The 19228-nt window shown below is 55.3% G+C and carries 19 protein-coding genes; 12 read left to right on the forward strand and 7 right to left on the reverse strand.

The features are described 5' to 3' along the window. Nucleotides 1-4: 4 nt before the first annotated feature. From murC to mutT, 9 genes are all read left to right on the forward strand, one after another. Nucleotides 5-1480 carry a UDP-N-acetylmuramate--L-alanine ligase gene (gene murC / locus AB3N39_RS03545; protein WP_115876437.1) on the forward strand — a complete coding sequence of 492 codons (1476 nt, stop codon included), beginning with the start codon at nucleotides 5-7 and terminating at the stop codon, nucleotides 1478-1480. After that, entirely contained in the window at nucleotides 1473-2393 is a 921-nt protein-coding gene (locus AB3N39_RS03550; RefSeq protein ID WP_115876436.1) for a D-alanine--D-alanine ligase, read from the forward strand. The genes murC and AB3N39_RS03550 overlap by 8 nt, the downstream gene beginning before the upstream one ends. A gap of 1 nt (nucleotide 2394) precedes the next feature. Next, a complete protein-coding gene (gene ftsQ, locus AB3N39_RS03555; RefSeq protein ID WP_133293781.1) occupies nucleotides 2395-3237 on the forward strand; it encodes a cell division protein FtsQ in 843 nt (280 codons plus the stop codon). After that, complete coding sequence (ftsA, locus tag AB3N39_RS03560; RefSeq protein WP_023334508.1) at nucleotides 3234-4490, forward strand: cell division protein FtsA; 1257 nt, start codon at nucleotides 3234-3236, stop codon at nucleotides 4488-4490. Before ftsQ ends, ftsA begins: the two co-directional genes overlap by 4 nt. A 63-nt stretch (nucleotides 4491-4553) precedes the next feature. Then, nucleotides 4554-5705: a cell division protein FtsZ gene (ftsZ, locus tag AB3N39_RS03565; RefSeq protein ID WP_008501978.1), complete on the forward strand. Its 1152-nt coding sequence runs from the start codon at nucleotides 4554-4556 to the stop codon at nucleotides 5703-5705. A 101-nt stretch (nucleotides 5706-5806) separates the two neighbouring features. Further along, on the forward strand, nucleotides 5807-6724 hold the full coding sequence (gene lpxC / locus AB3N39_RS03570) for a UDP-3-O-acyl-N-acetylglucosamine deacetylase (protein WP_010426966.1): 918 nt from the start codon (nucleotides 5807-5809) through the stop codon (nucleotides 6722-6724). Nucleotides 6725-7001: 277 nt separating this feature from the next. Continuing rightward, nucleotides 7002-7505 carry a secA translation cis-regulator SecM gene (gene secM, locus AB3N39_RS03575; RefSeq protein ID WP_164850615.1) on the forward strand — a complete coding sequence of 168 codons (504 nt, stop codon included), beginning with the start codon at nucleotides 7002-7004 and terminating at the stop codon, nucleotides 7503-7505. 58 nt (nucleotides 7506-7563) lie between these two features. Continuing rightward, a complete protein-coding gene (gene secA / locus AB3N39_RS03580) occupies nucleotides 7564-10269 on the forward strand; it encodes a preprotein translocase subunit SecA (protein ID WP_111964034.1) in 2706 nt (901 codons plus the stop codon). Nucleotides 10270-10326: 57 nt separating this feature from the next. After that, entirely contained in the window at nucleotides 10327-10719 is a 393-nt protein-coding gene (mutT, locus tag AB3N39_RS03585; RefSeq protein ID WP_133293782.1) for an 8-oxo-dGTP diphosphatase MutT, read from the forward strand. 34 nt (nucleotides 10720-10753) lie between these two features. Here mutT and yacG read toward each other — a convergent pair whose 3' ends face one another. The 3 genes from yacG to coaE are packed head-to-tail and all read right to left on the reverse strand — an operon-like array spanning nucleotide 10754 to nucleotide 12321. Further along, nucleotides 10754-10948, reverse strand: coding sequence for a DNA gyrase inhibitor YacG (gene yacG, locus AB3N39_RS03590; RefSeq protein ID WP_111964032.1), 195 nt, complete (start codon nucleotides 10946-10948; stop codon nucleotides 10754-10756). Between the two features lie 9 nt (nucleotides 10949-10957). Further along, nucleotides 10958-11701, reverse strand: a complete 744-nt coding sequence (gene zapD / locus AB3N39_RS03595; RefSeq protein WP_325849468.1) for a cell division protein ZapD — start codon at nucleotides 11699-11701, stop codon at nucleotides 10958-10960. Beyond that, a complete protein-coding gene (coaE, locus tag AB3N39_RS03600) occupies nucleotides 11701-12321 on the reverse strand; it encodes a dephospho-CoA kinase (RefSeq protein ID WP_127729616.1) in 621 nt (206 codons plus the stop codon). Before coaE ends, zapD begins: the two co-directional genes overlap by 1 nt. Before the next feature lie 228 nt (nucleotides 12322-12549). Between coaE and AB3N39_RS03605 the strand changes: the two genes are divergently transcribed. Next, nucleotides 12550-13593, forward strand: a complete 1044-nt coding sequence (locus AB3N39_RS03605) for a GMP reductase (protein ID WP_127729618.1) — start codon at nucleotides 12550-12552, stop codon at nucleotides 13591-13593. Nucleotides 13594-13634: 41 nt separating this feature from the next. On the opposite strand, the gene hofC is transcribed toward AB3N39_RS03605, so the two are convergent. From hofC to nadC, 4 genes are all read right to left on the reverse strand, one after another. Next, nucleotides 13635-14819, reverse strand: coding sequence for a protein transport protein HofC (hofC, locus tag AB3N39_RS03610; protein WP_367897079.1), 1185 nt, complete (start codon nucleotides 14817-14819; stop codon nucleotides 13635-13637). After that, a complete protein-coding gene (gspE, locus tag AB3N39_RS03615; RefSeq protein WP_367897080.1) occupies nucleotides 14809-16191 on the reverse strand; it encodes a type II secretion system protein GspE in 1383 nt (460 codons plus the stop codon). The genes hofC and gspE overlap by 11 nt, the downstream gene beginning before the upstream one ends. Nucleotides 16192-16201: 10 nt before the next feature. After that, nucleotides 16202-16639, reverse strand: coding sequence for a prepilin peptidase-dependent pilin (gene ppdD, locus AB3N39_RS03620; RefSeq protein ID WP_111964028.1), 438 nt, complete (start codon nucleotides 16637-16639; stop codon nucleotides 16202-16204). Nucleotides 16640-16813: 174 nt separating this feature from the next. Beyond that, nucleotides 16814-17707, reverse strand: a complete 894-nt coding sequence (gene nadC / locus AB3N39_RS03625) for a carboxylating nicotinate-nucleotide diphosphorylase (RefSeq protein WP_127729624.1) — start codon at nucleotides 17705-17707, stop codon at nucleotides 16814-16816. An 87-nt stretch (nucleotides 17708-17794) separates the two neighbouring features. Between nadC and ampD the strand changes: the two genes are divergently transcribed. Continuing rightward, nucleotides 17795-18346 carry a 1,6-anhydro-N-acetylmuramyl-L-alanine amidase AmpD gene (ampD, locus tag AB3N39_RS03630; protein ID WP_115876430.1) on the forward strand — a complete coding sequence of 184 codons (552 nt, stop codon included), beginning with the start codon at nucleotides 17795-17797 and terminating at the stop codon, nucleotides 18344-18346. 9 nt (nucleotides 18347-18355) lie between these two features. Continuing rightward, nucleotides 18356-19210: a beta-lactamase regulator AmpE gene (gene ampE, locus AB3N39_RS03635; RefSeq protein ID WP_367897081.1), complete on the forward strand. Its 855-nt coding sequence runs from the start codon at nucleotides 18356-18358 to the stop codon at nucleotides 19208-19210. The last annotated feature ends 18 nt before the right edge of the window (nucleotides 19211-19228 follow it).

Below are 19228 nucleotides of genomic sequence, written 5' to 3' on the forward strand. Positions count from 1 at the left end.
GAGAATGAATACACAACAACTGGCAAAACTGCGTTCAATCGTGCCCGAGATGCGTCGCGTCCGGCACATTCACTTTGTTGGCATCGGTGGTGCTGGCATGGGCGGTATTGCCGAAGTGTTAGCTAACGAAGGCTATCAGATCAGCGGGTCTGACCTGGCGCCAAACCCTGTTACGCAGCAGCTGGCGTCGCTTGGGGCGACTATCTATTTCAACCATCGTCCGGAAAACGTGCGCGATGCGAGCGTGGTGGTGGTCTCAAGCGCCATCTCCTCTGACAACCCTGAAATCGTTGCTGCGCACGAAGCGCGCATTCCGGTGATCCGCCGTGCAGAAATGCTGGCGGAACTGATGCGTTTTCGTCACGGCATCGCCATTGCCGGGACCCACGGTAAAACCACGACCACGGCGATGGTTTCCAGTATTTATGCGGAAGCGGGGCTCGATCCGACGTTCGTCAACGGCGGTCTGGTCAAAGCCGCAGGCGTGCATGCACGTCTGGGCCACAGTCGTTATCTGATTGCTGAAGCGGATGAGAGCGACGCGTCGTTCCTGCACCTGCAGCCGATGGTGGCGATTGTCACTAACATCGAAGCTGACCATATGGATACATACCAGGGTGATTTCGAGAACTTAAAGCAGACCTTCATCAACTTCCTGCACAACCTGCCGTTCTATGGACGTGCGGTAATGTGCGTAGACGATCCGGTGATCCGCGAGCTGCTGCCGCGCGTGGGTCGTCAAATCACCACCTACGGCTTCAGCGAAGACGCTGACGTTCGCGTGGAGGAGTACAAACAGATTGGCGCGCAGGGACACTTCACGCTGGCGCGTCAGGACAAAGAGCTGCTGCACGTCACGCTGAATGCACCAGGGCGCCATAACGCCCTCAATGCCGCAGCGGCAGTGGCCGTCGCGACGGAAGAAGGCATTGATGATGATGCGATTCTGCGCGCGCTGGAAAGCTTCCAGGGCACCGGTCGCCGTTTCGACTTCCTCGGTGAATTCCCGCTGGATGCCGTGAACGGTAAAGCCGGTTCGGCGATGCTGGTGGACGACTACGGCCACCATCCGACCGAAGTGGACGCCACCATTAAAGCCGCACGCGCGGGCTGGCCTGACAAAAATCTGGTGATGATCTTCCAGCCGCACCGCTTCACGCGTACGCGCGATCTGTATGACGATTTCGCCAGCGTCCTGTCACAGGTAGACACCCTGTTAATGCTGGACGTATACGCCGCAGGCGAGACGCCGATTCCAGGGGCTGACAGCCGCTCCCTGTGCCGTACAATCCGTGGACGCGGTAAGGTTGACCCTATTCTGGTTTCTGACCCTGCGCAGGTGGCGGAAATTCTGGCACCGGTCCTGACGGGTAACGATTTGATTCTGATTCAGGGCGCGGGAAATATCGGCAAAATCGCCCGTACCTTAGCTGAAATCAAACTGAAGCCGCAAACCCAGGAGGATGAGCATCATGGCTGATAAGATTGCTGTCCTGTCTGGCGGCACCTCTGCTGAACGCGAGGTTTCCCTGAATTCCGGCGCGGCTGTGCTGGCGGGCCTGCGGGAGGGGGGCGTCAACGCGCACCTGGTCGACCCAAAAGAGGTCGACGTGACGCAATTAAAAGCCATGGGCTTCGATAAAGTCTTTATCGCTTTGCATGGTCGTGGTGGTGAAGACGGAACCCTGCAGGGGCTTCTTGATCTGATCGGCCTGCCGTACACCGGCAGCGGCGTGATGGCTTCCGCTATCTCAATGGACAAACTGCGCAGCAAGCTGCTGTGGCAGGGCGCGGGATTACCTGTTGCGCCATGGGTAGCGCTGACGCGTCGCGAATTTGAATTGGGCCTTTCGGACAGCGTTAATGCACGCATTGCTGAACTGGGCTTACCGGTTATTGTAAAGCCCAGCCGGGAAGGCTCCAGCGTGGGAATGTCCAAAGTCGACAAAGCTGAAGATCTTTCGTCCGCTTTAGCACTGGCATTTCAACATGATGAAGAAGTTCTGATTGAAAAATGGCTTAGCGGGCCGGAATTTACCGTCGCGATGCTTGGCGAAGAAATTTTACCGTCAATCCGTATCCAACCCGCCGGAGTCTTCTATGATTATGAGGCGAAGTATCTCTCTGATGAGACGCAATATTTCTGCCCAAGTGGTCTTGAAGCTGAGCGTGAAGCCGATTTACAGTCCCTGGTGCTTAAAGCCTGGCATGTTCTGGGTTGCCAGGGCTGGGGACGCATCGATGTGATGCAAGACAAAGATGGACAATTTTATCTGCTGGAAGCCAACACCTCTCCGGGTATGACGAGCCACAGCCTTGTGCCGATGGCCGCGCGTCAGGCGGGGATGAGTTTCTCGCAGTTAGTCGTACGCATTCTGGACCAGGCGGGCTGATATGTCTCAGGCTGCATTGAACACGCGCAACCGCGATGACGAGGACGAATACACCTCTTCACGCCGCAGTAATGGAACGCGTCTTGCAGGCATCATTTTCCTGCTCGGGGTGCTGTGCACCGTGTTTATCAGCGGCTGGATGGTCCTGGGCTGGATGGAAGATGCGCAGCGGTTGCCGCTCTCTAAGCTGGTGGTCACCGGTGAGCGTCACTATACGCGTAACGACGATATTCGCCAGTCAATACTGGCGCTGGGCTCGCCTGGCACTTTCATGACTCAGGACGTCAATATTATCCAGAGTCAGATTGAACGTCTGCCATGGATAAAACAGGCGAGCGTAAGAAAGCAATGGCCTGATGAATTGAAGATTCATCTGGTTGAATTTGTGCCCATTGCGCGTTGGAATGATCAGCACATGGTTGACGCAGACGGAAATTCCTTCAGCGTCCCGGCCGATCGTGTCAACAAGCAAAATTTACCGATGTTGTATGGCCCGGAAGGTAGCGAAAACGAAGTATTACAGGGTTTTCGCGAAATGGGTCAGGTGCTGGCGAAGGACAGGTTTACGTTAAAAGATGCTGCCATGACGGCGCGCCGTTCCTGGCAGCTGACGTTAACGAACGGCATTAAGCTCAACCTGGGACGCGGGGACACCATGAAGCGTCTGGCGCGTTTTGTCGAACTTTACCCGGTTTTACAGCAGCAGGCACAGACTGACGGCAAACGGATAAGCTACGTTGATTTGCGCTATGACTCAGGCGCAGCAGTCGGTTGGGTACCGGCTCCGGTCGAGGAACCTAATCAGCAACAGAATCAGGCACAGGTACAGGCAGAACAACAATGATCAAGGCGACGGACAGAAAACTGGTAGTTGGACTGGAGATTGGCACCGCGAAGGTTGCCGCTTTAGTAGGGGAAGTTCTGCCCGACGGTATGGTCAATATCATTGGCGTAGGCAGTTGCCCTTCCCGTGGTATGGATAAAGGTGGGGTAAACGATCTTGAATCGGTGGTGAAATGCGTTCAGCGCGCCATCGATCAGGCTGAACTGATGGCAGATTGCCAGATTTCGTCTGTCTATCTGGCCCTTTCTGGTAAGCACATTAGCTGCCAGAACGAAATTGGTATGGTGCCGATTTCCGAAGAAGAAGTGACGCAGGAAGACGTTGAAAACGTAGTGCACACGGCGAAATCCGTGCGTGTCCGCGACGAACATCGCGTGCTGCATGTCATTCCGCAGGAATATGCGATTGACTACCAGGAAGGGATCAAGAACCCGGTCGGTCTTTCTGGCGTACGTATGCAGGCAAAAGTGCACCTGATCACATGTCACAACGATATGGCGAAGAACATTGTAAAAGCCGTTGAACGTTGTGGCCTGAAAGTTGACCAACTTATTTTCGCGGGTCTGGCGGCAAGTTATTCCGTGCTGACCGAAGATGAACGTGAACTGGGTGTCTGTGTGGTCGATATTGGTGGTGGTACAATGGATATCGCCGTCTATACCGGCGGTGCGTTGCGCCACACCAAAGTGATCCCTTATGCCGGGAACGTTGTGACCAGCGATATTGCTTACGCCTTTGGTACGCCGCCGAGCGATGCAGAAGCAATTAAAGTGCGCCACGGCTGTGCGCTGGGGTCTATCGTTGGCAAAGATGAGAGCGTTGAAGTGCCGAGCGTCGGTGGTCGTCCACCGCGTAGCCTGCAGCGCCAGACGTTGGCAGAGGTGATTGAGCCGCGCTATACCGAGCTGCTCAACCTGGTCAACGAAGAGATTTTACAGTTACAGGAACAGCTTCGTCAGCAGGGTGTTAAGCATCATCTTGCGGCGGGGATTGTATTAACCGGCGGTGCGGCGCAAATTGAAGGTCTTGCGGCCTGTGCTCAGCGCGTGTTCCATACGCAGGTGCGTATTGGTGCGCCGCTGAATATCACCGGTTTAACGGATTATGCTCAGGAGCCGTATTATTCAACGGCTGTGGGCCTGCTTCACTACGGGAAGGAATCTCATCTCAGTGGTGAAGCAGAGGTGGAAAAACGCGTCTCAGTGGGGTCGTGGGTCAAACGACTGAACAACTGGTTGCGAAAAGAGTTTTAATTTTTTTAAGAGACCGGAGAGAATTAGCGGTCTCGGGCGACAGGCACAACGGAGAGAGAAATTATGTTTGAACCTATGGAACTGACCAACGACGCGGTGATTAAAGTCATCGGCGTCGGTGGCGGCGGCGGTAACGCCGTAGAGCATATGGTGCGTGAACGCATTGAAGGTGTTGAATTCTTTGCAGTTAACACCGATGCGCAGGCACTGCGTAAGACGGCTGTAGGCCAGACTATCCAGATCGGCGGTGGTATCACCAAAGGGCTGGGAGCAGGGGCTAACCCGGAAGTTGGTCGCAATGCGGCTGAAGAAGATCGTGAAGCGCTGCGCGCTGCACTGGAAGGTGCGGACATGGTCTTCATCGCAGCAGGTATGGGTGGCGGTACGGGTACCGGCGCAGCACCTGTTGTGGCTGAAGTAGCTAAAGATTTAGGTATCCTGACCGTTGCTGTCGTGACCAAGCCTTTCAACTTTGAAGGCAAGAAGCGTATGGCGTTCGCGGAGCAGGGTATCACCGAGCTGTCCAAGCATGTGGACTCGCTGATCACCATCCCTAACGACAAGCTGTTGAAGGTTCTGGGGCGCGGTATCTCCCTGCTTGACGCATTCGGTGCAGCAAACGACGTGCTGAAAGGCGCGGTCCAGGGTATCGCTGAACTGATTACCCGTCCTGGCCTGATGAACGTTGACTTTGCAGACGTTCGCACCGTGATGTCCGAAATGGGCTACGCGATGATGGGCTCTGGCGTGGCGAGCGGTGAAGATCGTGCAGAAGAAGCGGCTGAAATGGCCATCTCTTCTCCACTGCTGGAAGATATCGATCTGTCTGGTGCGCGCGGCGTGCTGGTCAACATTACCGCTGGCTTTGACCTGCGTCTGGATGAGTTCGAAACCGTGGGTAACACTATCCGTGCGTTCGCCTCTGACAACGCTACCGTGGTAATCGGTACTTCTCTTGACCCTGAAATGAACGACGAGCTGCGTGTTACCGTTGTTGCTACCGGTATCGGCATGGACAAACGTCCTGAGATCACCTTAGTGACTAACAAGCAGACTCAGCAACCGGTAATGGATCGTTACCAGCAGCACGGTATGTCTCCTCTGACTCAGGAGCAGAAACCGGCCGCGAAAGTGGTGAACGACCCAACGCCGCAAACGGCGAAAGAGCCAGATTATCTGGATATCCCGGCGTTCCTGCGTAAGCAAGCTGACTAAGAATTGGCTGGAATTTGGGGATTTGCGCTCTTTGTGCTAAACTGGCCCACCGTTAGTGATATACACTCTCGGTTGGATAGTTAATTTGGCGAGATTATACGATGATCAAACAAAGGACACTTAAACGTATCGTTCAGGCGACGGGTGTCGGTTTACATACCGGCAAGAAAGTCACGCTGACGTTACGCCCTGCGCCGGCCAATACCGGGGTCATCTATCGTCGCACCGACTTGAATCCACCGGTAGATTTTCCGGCCGATGCCAAATCTGTGCGTGATACTATGCTCTGTACTTGTCTGGTGAACGAGCATGACGTGCGGATTTCTACCGTTGAGCACCTGAACGCCGCCCTGGCGGGACTGGGTATTGACAACATTATTGTTGAAGTCGATGCGCCAGAAATCCCGATTATGGATGGCAGTGCTGCACCGTTCGTCTATCTGTTGCTGGATGCTGGCATCGAAGAACTGAACTGCGCGAAGAAATTTGTTCGCATCAAAGAGACCGTTCGCGTCGAAGATGGCGACAAATGGGCTGAATTCAAACCGTACAATGGTTTCTCGTTGGACTTTACCATCGACTTTAACCATCCGGCGATTGACTCCAGCACCCAACGCTATGCGATGAACTTCTCTGCCGATGCGTTTATGCGCCAGATCAGCCGAGCCCGTACGTTTGGCTTCATGCGTGATATCGAATATCTGCAGTCCCGCGGCCTGTGCCTGGGCGGCAGCTTCGATTGTGCCATCGTTGTTGACGATTATCGCGTACTGAACGAAGACGGCCTGCGTTTCGAAGATGAATTCGTTCGTCACAAAATGCTGGACGCTATCGGCGACCTGTTTATGTGTGGTCACAATATCATTGGTGCATTTACCGCGTTCAAATCCGGTCATGCGCTGAACAACAAACTGTTGCAGGCCGTCCTGGCAAAACAGGAAGCCTGGGAATATGTGACCTTCGAAGACGAAGCAGAACTGCCGCTGGCTTTCAAAGCGCCAAACATGGTTCTGGCGTAACGGTTCACGCCGTTTCGTAAAAAATCGACTGGTTAACCTGGTACTCTCTCCGACCAGGAAGACCAGTCGTTTTTATTTTTGCCATTCTTCGTTTGCCCCAGCGTTATCTCTTGTTTGTCTTTCGCAGAAAATGTGTGCGTTAGCTGCATTCTTGACCGTTTTTCCCCGCGGCGGCACCTCATTCCTGCTGATGTGCATTGGCTTTAGTGATACTATCTGGGCGCTAAAAGAATAACTGAACTCAGCCTCTGCAAGGCTGGCTTATTGGGTGGAGCAGGTGAGCGGAATACTGACGCGCTGGCGACAATTTGGCAGACGTTACTTCTGGCCGCATCTCTTATTAGGGATGGTCGCGGCGAGCTTTGGCTTGCCTGCGCTCAGCAACAGTGCCGAAGCGGCGACGCCCGCAAAAACCTCCACGACTAAACACGATTTCAACACGCGGGTTAACTTCACTAACCTTGCGTGGCTTGAAGCCAGCCGCCGTCCAAACTTCACCGTCGATTACTGGCACCAGCACGCTATCCGCACGGTTATCCGCCATCTGTCTTTTGCGATGGCACCGCAAGCCATGCCTGTTGCGGAAGAGGCGCTGCCGGTGCAGGCTCAGCATCTTGCCCTGCTGGACACGCTCAACGCGCTGCTCACGCAGGACAGCCAGCCGCCGGTCATAGTTCGTCAGTCGACGCAACGTGAGTTTGTTTCACCTGTTTCATTCTCTGTTTCAACCTGGATTAGCCAGGCTCACGGCATTCGCGCCGGGCCGCAACGCCTCAGCTAAATTAACTTTTTCAATACCTTAATTTATCTGCCCACAATGGGGCGTTTGAGAATTTATTATGCTAATCAAATTGTTAACTAAAGTTTTTGGTAGTCGTAACGATCGCACCCTGCGCCGTATGCGTAAAGCAGTTGCCGTCATCAACGGTATGGAACCGGCGATGGAGAAGCTCTCTGATGACGAGCTTAAAGCGAAAACAGCGGAATTTCGTGCGCGTCTGGAAAAAGGTGAAACCTTAGAAAGCCTGATCCCGGAAGCGTTTGCTGTCGTGCGCGAAGCGAGTAAGCGTGTATTCGGCATGCGTCACTTCGACGTTCAGCTGCTGGGTGGTATGGTGCTCAACGAGCGCTGCATCGCGGAAATGCGTACCGGTGAAGGTAAAACCCTGACCGCAACGCTGCCGGCTTACCTGAACGCGCTGACCGGTAAAGGCGTTCACGTCGTTACCGTCAACGACTATCTGGCGCAGCGTGACGCCGAAAACAACCGTCCACTTTTCGAATTCCTCGGTATGACTGTTGGCATCAACATGTCCGGCCTGCCTGCGCCAGCCAAGCGTGAAGCGTATAACGCGGATATTACCTACGGTACCAACAACGAATACGGCTTCGACTACCTGCGTGACAACATGGCGTTCAGCCCTGAAGAGCGCGTCCAGCGTAAGCTGCACTATGCGCTGGTGGATGAGGTGGACTCCATCCTGATCGATGAAGCGCGTACTCCGCTTATCATCTCCGGCCCGGCTGAAGACAGCTCCGAGATGTACCGTAAGGTCGACAAAATCATTCCACACCTGCTGCGTCAGGAAAAAGAAGACTCGGATACCTTCCAGGGTGAAGGCCACTTCTCCGTTGATGAAAAAGCGCGCCAGGTGAACCTGACCGAACGCGGTCTGGTGAAAATTGAAGAGCTGCTGGTTGCTGAAGGCATTATGGAAGAGGGCGAGTCTCTGTACTCCCCGAGCAACATCATGCTGATGCACCACGTGACCGCCGCGCTGCGTGCCCACGCGCTGTTCACCCGCGACGTCGATTACATCGTTAAAGACGGCGAGGTGATCATCGTCGATGAACACACCGGCCGTACCATGCAGGGACGTCGCTGGTCTGACGGTCTGCACCAGGCTGTGGAAGCCAAAGAAGGTGTGGATATTCAGAATGAAAACCAGACGCTGGCGTCTATCACCTTCCAGAACTACTTCCGTCTGTACGAGAAGCTGGCAGGGATGACCGGTACCGCCGATACCGAAGCGTTTGAATTCAGCTCTATCTACAAGCTGGATACCGTGGTCGTTCCAACCAACCGTCCGATGATCCGTAAGGATATGCCGGATCTGGTGTACATGACCGAAGCGGAAAAAATCCAGGCAATCATTGAAGACATTCGCGAACGTACCGCAAAAGGCCAGCCGGTTCTGGTGGGGACCATCTCCATCGAGAAATCTGAAGTGGTTTCCAACGAGCTGACCAAAGCAGGCATCAAGCACAACGTTCTGAACGCCAAGTTCCACGCTAAAGAGGCAGACATTGTTGCGCAGGCTGGTTATCCGGCTGCCGTCACCATCGCCACCAACATGGCGGGTCGTGGTACCGATATTATGCTGGGCGGTAGCTGGCAGGCTGAAGTGGCTGAGCTGGAAAACCCAACGCCAGAACAGATTGCGCAGATCAAAGCCGACTGGCAGGTTCGTCATGACGCCGTTCTGGCTTCCGGCGGTCTGCACATCATCGGTACGGAGCGTCACGAATCGCGTCGTATTGATAACCAGCTGCGTGGTCGTGCGGGTCGTCAGGGTGATGCCGGTTCATCCCGCTTCTACCTGTCTATGGAAGATGCGCTGATGCGTATTTTTGCCTCCGACCGCGTGTCCGGCATGATGCGTAAGCTGGGGATGAAACCTGGCGAAGCCATTGAGCACCCGTGGGTGACCAAAGCGATCGCGAACGCACAGCGTAAAGTGGAAAGCCGCAACTTTGATATTCGTAAGCAGCTGCTGGAATATGATGACGTGGCTAACGATCAGCGTCGTGCGATCTACACCCAGCGTAACGAACTGCTGGACGTCTCCGACGTGAGCGAAACCATTAACAGCATTCGTGAAGATGTGTTTAAAGCCACCATCGACGCGCATATTCCACCGCAGTCTCTGGAAGAAATGTGGGATATCGAAGGCCTTCAGGAACGCCTGAAAAACGACTTTGACCTCGATCTGCCAATCAAAGAGTGGCTGGATAAAGAGCCTGAGCTGCACGAAGAGACCCTGCGTGAACGTATCTTTGAAACCGCGCTGGACGTATACAAGCGTAAGGAAGAGGTTGTTGGCGCTGAGATGATGCGTCACTTCGAAAAAGGCGTGATGCTGCAGACCCTGGACTCCCTGTGGAAAGAGCACCTGGCGGCTATGGACTACCTGCGTCAGGGTATCCACCTGCGTGGCTATGCGCAGAAAGATCCGAAGCAGGAATACAAGCGTGAATCCTTCTCCATGTTTGCGTCTATGCTGGAGTCGCTGAAGTATGAAGTGATCAGCACCCTGAGCAAGGTTCAGGTGCGTATGCCGGAAGAGGTAGAAGCGATGGAGCAGCAGCGTCGTGAAGAAGCCGAGCGTCTGGCACAAATGCAACAGCTGAGCCACCAGACCGATGACAGCGAAGCTGCAGCGGCGATCGCCGCGCAGACCGGCGATCGTAAAGTGGGTCGTAACGATCCGTGCCCGTGTGGTTCCGGTAAAAAGTACAAGGCGTGCCACGGCCGCCTGAGCTAAGTTCATAAAAAAACAAAAAGGCGCAGATTTCTGCGCCTTTTTTATGGAAGCGACACTATGAAAATACTGCAAATTGCCGTCGGGATTATTCGCAACCCGCAAAACCAAATCTTCATCACCCAGCGCGCTGCCGACGCCCATATGGCGAACAAGTGGGAGTTTCCAGGCGGTAAAATCGAGTCAGGTGAAACGCCGGAAGAGGCGCTGGTTCGGGAGCTTCAGGAAGAGGTGGGGATCACTCCGCTTGGCGCAACGCTGTTTGATAAGCTTGAGTACCAGTTTCCGGACAGGCACATCACGCTGTGGTTCTGGCTGGTGGAAAACTGGGAAGGTGACCCCTGGGGAAAAGAGGGACAGCCGGGTAACTGGGTAGAGCTTCAGGCATGTGATGCCGAAAAATTCCCGCCAGCCAATGAGCCCGTGATCCTGCGGTTAGTCGCACAACCGTAGGCCTGCTGAGCGAAGCGCCAGCAGGCTTTACAGATTACTGCTGGGTTTCACTCCAGTCGTCGCTGTCCGAGAGACCGCCTTCACTTGGAATGCGTTTCTCTTCCGCCGCCCATTCGCCCAGATCAATGAGCTGGCAGCGCTTGCTACAGAATGGGCGGAACGGACTCACTTCGCCCCATACAACGGTTTTGCCGCAGGTCGGGCAGCTTACGGTGGTGACATCAGACATCGGCACTCCTTAACAACAGGCCAGTTCAAAATCGAGACGTTCCGGCACGGTGCCATTTTCACTGTCCAGCGGCATAAAGCGAATCGCAAAACGGCTCTTATGCCCGGAAATCTGCGGGTAAAGCTGTTCGCCAAGCGATAAATTCAGGCGCAGAAGATCGGCATCATCACCGTTATCCTGGTAGAAACCATTCAGGCTGGTTTGCTTGCGGAACGGCGCAGAGTTACGTATCAGGTCGAGGATCAGCGACAGCGTCTGGTGCATTGGCTCCAGGCTTGCCAGCCAGCTGTTCACTTGTGCGTCACGCTGCGCCTGTGGCATATGTAGCCACATATGCAGCGTCGGCAGGTCGAAGCTGCAGCAGCCGCCAGGGATGCTCAGACGCTGGCGCACCAGGCCAATCAGGCGGTCTTCGCGCAAAAACTGCCCGACGCGTGGCGCGGCCATCAGGACGGCGCTACTGCTTTTCAACTGCTGGCGGAGCGCGTCGATACGGCTCTGATCTACGCCGGGGACTTCTGTCCATGCCTGCAATTTACGCTGCTGGCGCTCCAGCTCTTTGAGTAATTCTGTGCGGACATCACCGCGTTCAATCACATCCAGCAGATCGCCTACGTTGCGGAAGAAGTGCAATGCGGTGGCATGATCGTTAACCGGCAGATGTTGTGAAAGTTGTTGAATAAGAAATTCGATACGCAGCCAGGTGCGCATTTTTTCATTGAGCGGATGCTCAAAAAGGACGTGTGTCGACATTATGGTTTTTCCTGTGCAACGGCCTGCGCGGCGAACGTCAGATACTGCGCGTGCAGACGGGCAACATCCGATGCAATGGCATCTGGTGCGCCGTTATTATCAATAACATCATCCGCCACGGCAAGACGCTGAGCGCGCGTAGCCTGAGCGGCAAGAATTTGTTCAGCATGCTCCCGCGAAACGCGATCGCGCGTCATGGTTCTCTGGATTTGCGTTTCGGGGTCAACATCAATCACCAGCACCCGATCGGCTTTCTGATGCAGCTGATTTTCCACCAGCAGCGGGACCACCCACAGGACATAGGGCGAGCGGGCTGCGGCTATCTGACGCTGAGTTTCCTGGTGGATGATGGGGTGGAGCAGGGCATTAAGCCAGGCTTTTTCCGCAGAATCAGAAAAAATCCATTCGCGAAGCTGACGGCGATTCAGTGTGCCGTCGGCATTGATGATTGCCTGACCAAAATGTTCTGCTATGGCCTTTAGCGCGGGTGTATTGGGCTCTACCACCTGGCGGGCAATGATATCGGCATCAATAATCGTGATACCCAAACGAGAAAACGCGTCCGCAACGGTACTTTTGCCACTACCGATGCCGCCGGTTAATGCGACGATATACCCCATTAAATCAAATCCTGGGAATTATTCATTATTAAAATCAGTGGATTAAAACTCTCAGATGCGCCAGCAACTGTTTAGCCCTGTTTACCGGCTTTTGACCAGGTAAATTTATAGGATTGTAGCGTAAAAAAAGAGAATTTCGCAGTCTTGCGGAGCAGGTATTAGTGCGTATGATAGCGTCACTGGAGTTGTGCTTTTAACATATTTGCCTCTAACCCCAGGAATCCGCACATGCGTATCGAAGAAGATCTGAAGTTAGGTTTCAAAGACGTTCTTATCCGCCCTAAACGCTCTACACTGAAAAGTCGCTCAGACGTTGAACTCGAACGTCAATTCACCTTTAAGCATTCTGGTCAGACCTGGTCTGGCGTGCCGATCATCGCTGCCAACATGGATACTGTGGGTACCTTTGAGATGGCAACCGCCCTGGCACAGTTTGATATTCTCACCGCCGTGCACAAACATTACAGCCCTGAAGAGTGGAATGCATTTGTCGCGTCCACATCTGCTGACGTAGTGAAGCATGTGATGGTTTCTACCGGCACCTCCGATGCGGATTTCGAGAAGACCAAACAGATCCTGAACGCTAACCCGGCGCTCAACTTCGTTTGTATTGACGTGGCGAACGGTTACTCCGAGCACTTCGTGCAGTTCGTCAGCAAGGCGCGTGAGGCCTGGCCGACGAAAACCATCATCGCGGGCAATGTGGTGACCGGTGAAATGTGTGAAGAGCTGATCCTCTCCGGTGCCGATATCGTGAAAGTGGGCATTGGTCCGGGCTCTGTATGCACGACACGCGTCAAAACCGGCGTCGGTTATCCGCAGCTCTCCGCCGTCATTGAATGTGCCGATGCGGCGCACGGGCTGGGCGGACAGATCATCAGCGACGGCGGTTGCACCATGCCGGGTGATGTCGCAAAGGCTTTCGGCGGCGGCGCGGACTTCGTGATGCTCGGCGGTATGCTGGCAGGTCACGAAGAGAGCGGTGGTACCGTAGTTGAAGAGAACGGCGAGAAATTCATGCTGTTCTACGGCATGAGCTCTGAGTCTGCGATGACCCGTCACGTCGGTGGCGTGGCAAAATACCGTGCGGCAGAAGGCAAAACCGTGAAGCTGCCTCTGCGCGGCCCGGTTGAAAACACCGCACGCGATATCCTCGGCGGCCTGCGCTCTGCCTGCACCTACGTTGGAGCATCCCGTCTGAAAGAGCTGACAAAGCGTACGACGTTTATTCGCGTTCAGGAACAAGAAAACCGCGTATTCAATAGCCTGTAATGGCTTTCGCTGGCGCATGCCCGTGCGCCAGCCCTGCTGTACTATCCCGCACTCAACGCATCCCCCAGATGGAAAATCGGCAGGTACATTGCCACCACCAGCGTGCCGATGATGACCCCTGTCACAATCAGAAGCACCGGTTCCAGAATGGCCGCCAGGCTATCTGCTCGTTGAAAGGTCTGTTCCGTGTGATGCCGGGCGAGGTTTGCCAGCATGATATCCAGCGCACCTGATATTTCGCCGGTTCGTAAAAGCTGAATACACAGCGGGGTAAAGATGCCCGCTTTATTAAAGGATGACCAGACGGGGAGACCTTTTTCAATGTCCTCCCGAACGCCACGGAGTATTCCCTGCCAGTACCGACTTTCAACGGTCTCCTCTGCACTCTCCAGGCCCTGTAGAAAGGGGATTCCGGACTGCTGCGTGAGTGACAGCACGGTAAAGATGTGCCCCAGTTTTTGTCCTTTTGCCAGCGCGCCCATCACGGGCGTATACATCAGCATGCGCTGCCAGCGAGGGTTCTGCCGCAGAGCCCAGGCAGTGGCCAAGGGCGCTAATAACGCGGCGAACAACGCGAGGGCATAGGACTGGATAAAGGCGGCCATCCCCATGACCATCTGTGTCAGCAGGGGAAGCGGAGCGTTAAACGTTTTATAGATCGCGGCAAACTCGGGCAAGACCAGGACAACCATCGCCAGCACCACGAGCACGGCCAGCGTCAGGACAATCGCCGGATAGCGCAGGGCTTTTTTTACCTTTGCTCTGAGCTCCTGCTGCGCTTTTTGCTGCTGCGCGAGCTGGCGACAACACTCCTCCAGTTTCCCTGTGAGCTCACCGGTTTTCACCATCGAGACATGCAGTGGGCTAAAAACGGCTGGCCACTTTTTTAGCGACTCAGAAAAGGGGGCTCCCTCACCGAGCTCATCGGCAATACTTTGCAGCAGTGCCTGCCACGGTTTTAACGGATGTTGCTCTGCCAGCATCTGCAGGCTGTGGGACAACGTCAGCCCGGCCTGCAGAAGCGTTGCAAGCTGGCGAAACATCTCGTAGCAGTGATGTGGCCGCCAGCGGTGTTGCTGAGCGCATCGGGTCAGCGTCAAAGGATGGAGATCGCTCCGCACTAGCCGGGTGAAGGCGGCATTGCGGTCTGTGGCCCAGAGTGTCCCGCTTCGGAGTTCACCTTCTTTGGTGAGCGCTCGCCAGCGCCAGAGTTGATTAGCCGCCATTTGGCATTCCCAGCACGCGCACCAGTTCTTCGAGCGTGGTCAGCCCTTGTTCGACGGCCATGCAACCGTGCTCGAAAAGAGAAATCATTCCCGCCTGCCGGGCGCTCGCTTCTATCACTTCTGTTCCCGTTCCGCTGGCAATGGCCTGCCGCAGCGCATTGTCGACCGCGAGTACTTCAAAAATAGCCACGCGGCCATAAAAACCGTGATAACAGCGATCGCAGCCGGTGGACTGCCAGCGAGGAAGTGGTCTGGACCATACGGCGCGCGGTAATTCAGCATGCTCGCTGGCTTCCCGACGACAATGTGGGCACAGGCGCCGGACCAGTCGCTGGGCAATCACCATCGACAGCGCGGAAGATATCATCCAGCGCGCGACGCCCATCTGCTCCAGTCGAATCAGGGTTTCTGTCGTCGAGTTGGTGTGCAGGGTCGACAGCACCAGGTGCCCGGTCTGGGCGGCATTAATGGCAATTTCTGCCGTTTCACCGTCACGGATTTCGCCGACCATAATGATGTCGGGATCCTGACGTAGCAGCGCCCTTAACACGCTCTGGAATGTTAAACCCGCCCGGGGATTAATCTGCGTCTGGTTTAAACCCGCAAGGGGGATCTCAATGGGATCCTCCACGCTGCATATGTTGACGTCAGGGGTGTTCCGCGCCTGCAGCGCGCTGTACAGCGTCACGGTTTTGCCGCTGCCGGTAGGGCCGGTGACCAGAATCAGCCCCTGCGGCTGGTGGAGCACCTCGTTGAAACGGGCCAGTTGTTCAGCACTCATACCAAGCGCTTCAGGCTCAAGGGCCTGCTGAACCTGATGCAAGAGACGCAGCACAATTTTCTCACCACCGCTGCAGGGAAGCGTCGCGATCCGAAATGAGACCGGCTCGTTTGCCAGCTCAATCGTAAACTGACCGTCCTGGGGCAAACGACGTTCTGCAATATCCAGGTTACCTAGCACCTTTAAACGTGCGCTGAACAGGCTTGCCAGTTCAGCGGCAAGGGGAGGCTGAGGGCAAAGTACGCCGTCGATACGTAAACGAATCTGGCACGCGTGCTCCATCGGTTCGATATGAATATCAGAGGCGCGTCGGTTGATTGCCTGCTGCAGCGTGTGGTTGAGGACATCAACTGTTGAGTATGTTTGCGTAATGCCGGGCAGATGTGATTGGCACGTTAGCTGCCGGTGTTTTTCCATGCGCTCAGCGCTCCAGCACTCAATATCAATTCGTTTCTGGGTCGCGAAGCGCAGCGCCTCCATGAGTTCAGCCGCGGGGCTTCCCACGACGGCAATGCTGACCATGTCACTGTCGCTGGTGAGCAGCAGCGCGCGGTGGCGCAGACAAAGCGCCACGAGTTGCTCGGTATTCATTATCCGCTCCTCAGTTGTTGTCGAAGCGGAAAACGTCTTCGCAGGCCTGTTTCAGGGCGCTATCAGCACCGATCTTACAGTCGCGCGTCCAGCCCGTCATACCGTTGCCGTCGTTCCACCGTGGCGTCATGGTTACCGTCAGCCCGTTAAGACTCTCCTGTCCTGTTAAGGTCACGGTCCCTTTTGCCACGCTCATTCCTGAAACGTAGCGTGTCGTGGTGGGGGAAGGGATACCGTTGCTGCCGGCATCGCAGCTCTCCACGCCTCCGTGATCAAGTGCGCAAAGCTCAATGGCCGTGCGGTAAGGAACGAAGGTTTGCAGCATATCGGTCAGCGCCGCTTTGCGCAGGTAGTTCTGATAGGCTGGTACGCCGATGGCGCTCAGAATCGCGATAATGCCGATGACCACCATCAGCTCAATGAGAGTGAATCCGTGTTGTCTGTTCATATCTGCTCCTTACGTTTAGTGGCGCTACTCTGTCAGCGCGAACGGGCAGATACGAGGGGCAAAAAAGTGAACGGGAAAGCACATTCAGAGAATTTATGCCGCGTTGCAGGGAAGAACAGCGGATATGCGAGCGGGGCTGAAATTCCCCTCTCCGGGCGGAGAGGGGAGAATGCATTATTTGAAGCGCATTGAGAGGTCGAGGGCGCGAACGTGTTTGGTCAGCGCGCCGACGGAGATGTAATCCACGCCGGTTTCGGCGAATTCACGGATCGTTTCGAAGGTGACGTTCCCGGACACTTCAAGCTGGGCCCGGCCGTTAGTCAATTTTACCGCCTCGCGCATCTGCTCGGTTTCGAAGTTATCGAGCATGATGATATCGGCCCCGGCCTTAATCGCCTGCTCCAGCTCGTCCAGGTTTTCCACTTCCACTTCAACCGGCACGTCCGGATGCAGCCAGAAGGCCTTCTCCACTGCCTGACGCACGGAGCCAGAGGCAATAATATGGTTTTCTTTAATCAGGAAGGCGTCGGACAGGCCCAGACGATGGTTTGCGCCACCGCCGCACAGCACCGCATACTTCAGCGCCGTGCGCAGGCCCGGCAGCGTTTTGCGGGTATCCAGCAGCTGGGTGCGGGTGCCTGCCAGCAGGTCAACGTAGCGACGCACTTCACTGGAGACACCAGAGAGCGTTTGTACAAAGTTGAGCGCGGTACGTTCGCCAGTCAGCAAGACGCGGGAAGGACCGTCCAGTTCAAACAGCGGCTGGTTTGCCGTAATCGCATCGCCGTCTTCAACGTGCCAGATAATCTGCACATCATCACCCGCCAGTTGAGTAAAGACCTCTTCAACCCAGCGCTTGCCGCAAAAAACACCCTCTTCGCGGGTGATAATGACCGCGTGGGAGCGCGTCTCTTTCGGCAACAATTGTGCGGTAATATCCTTTTCGGCATTAACATCACCGCCCAGATCTTCTTTCAAAGCATGGGAGACGCTTGCCGGAATATCCATATTAATACGTTCCAGAAGCGCTTCACGTCGGTGGTCGGGGTTGTAGCGGCGAGGCGGCATGATAAAACTCCAAATTGGTAACGAATCATAATATTGAAACATGCTACTCTGAACCGAGTCATTGCACCATACAGAAGGAGTTCCAGCATGTTGTTAGAAAACGGATGGCTGGTGGATGCGCGGCGTGTGCCCTCGCCGCACCACGATTGCCGCCCGGAGGATGAAAAGCCCACACTGCTGGTGGTTCATAATATTAGTCTCCCGCCGGGTGAATTTGGCGGCCCGTGGATTGATGCGTTATTCACGGGAACGATTGATCCCGATGCTCATCCCTTCTTTGCTGAAATTGCACATCTGCGCGTATCGGCTCACTGCCTGATTCGTCGCGATGGTGAAGTGGTTCAGTATGTTCCTTTTGATAAGCGCGCCTGGCATGCCGGGGTGTCGGTGTATCACGGGCGCGAGCGGTGCAATGATTTTTCTATCGGGATCGAACTGGAAGGCACGGATACCACGCCCTACACCGATTCACAGTATCAACAGCTAGCGGCTGTGACCCGCACGCTTATCGGACTTTACCCGGCAATCGCCGACAATATTACCGGGCACTGCGATATTGCCCCGGCGAGAAAAACCGATCCCGGCCCGGCATTCGACTGGCCCCGCTTTCGCGCCATGCTCACCGCGTCGTCAGAATAAGGAGATACCATGACGTTGTTTACCATGCTGCTGGTCATCATCGCTGAACGCCTGTTCAAGCTCGGCGAGCACTGGCATCTGGATCACCGGCTGGAGGTGCTTTTCCGCCGGATTAAGCATTTTTCCATGTTGCGCACGCTGCTGATGATGGCAGGGGTGATGGTTATTACGTTCCTGCTGCTGCGCTCGCTGTATGGACTCTTTTTCAACGTGCCGCTGCTGGTGGTGTGGATCCTGCTCGGCGTGCTGTGCATTGGTGCGGGCAAGGTGCGTTTGCACTATCACGCCTACCTGAAAGCCGCCTCCCGTGATGATGCCCATGCGCGCAGTGCCATGGCGAGCGAACTAACCATGATCCACGGCGTGCCGCCTGACTGCGACGAGCGCGAGTTTCTGCGCGAGCTGCAAAACGCGCTGCTGTGGATTAACTTCCGTTACTACCTGGCGCCGCTGTTCTGGTTCGTAGTGGGCGGCCCGTGGGGGCCGGTACTGCTGATGGGGTATGCGTTCCTGCGCGCCTGGCAGACCTGGCTTGCCCGCTATCTGACGCCGCATGAACGCCTGCTGTCCGGCATCGATGCCATCCTGCACGTGCTTGACTGGCTCCCGGTGCGTCTGGTGGGCGTGGTTTACGCGTTAATTGGTCACGGTGAAAAAGCGTTGCCCGCGTGGTTTGCCTCGCTTGCCGATCGCCATACGTCGCAGTATCAGGTGCTAACGCGTCTGGCGCAGTTCTCGCTGGCACGCGAGCCGCATACCGACAAGATTGAAACGCCGAAAGCCGCTGTCTCCATGGCGAAGAAAACGTCGTTTGTGGTGGTGGTTATCGTGGCGCTGCTGACTATCTACGGCACGCTGATGTAAGCCAGCGCGGCGTAACGA

Source organism: Enterobacter vonholyi, from assembly GCF_040834095.1.
In the GTDB taxonomy this organism is placed as follows: Bacteria; Pseudomonadota; Gammaproteobacteria; order Enterobacterales; family Enterobacteriaceae; genus Enterobacter; species Enterobacter vonholyi.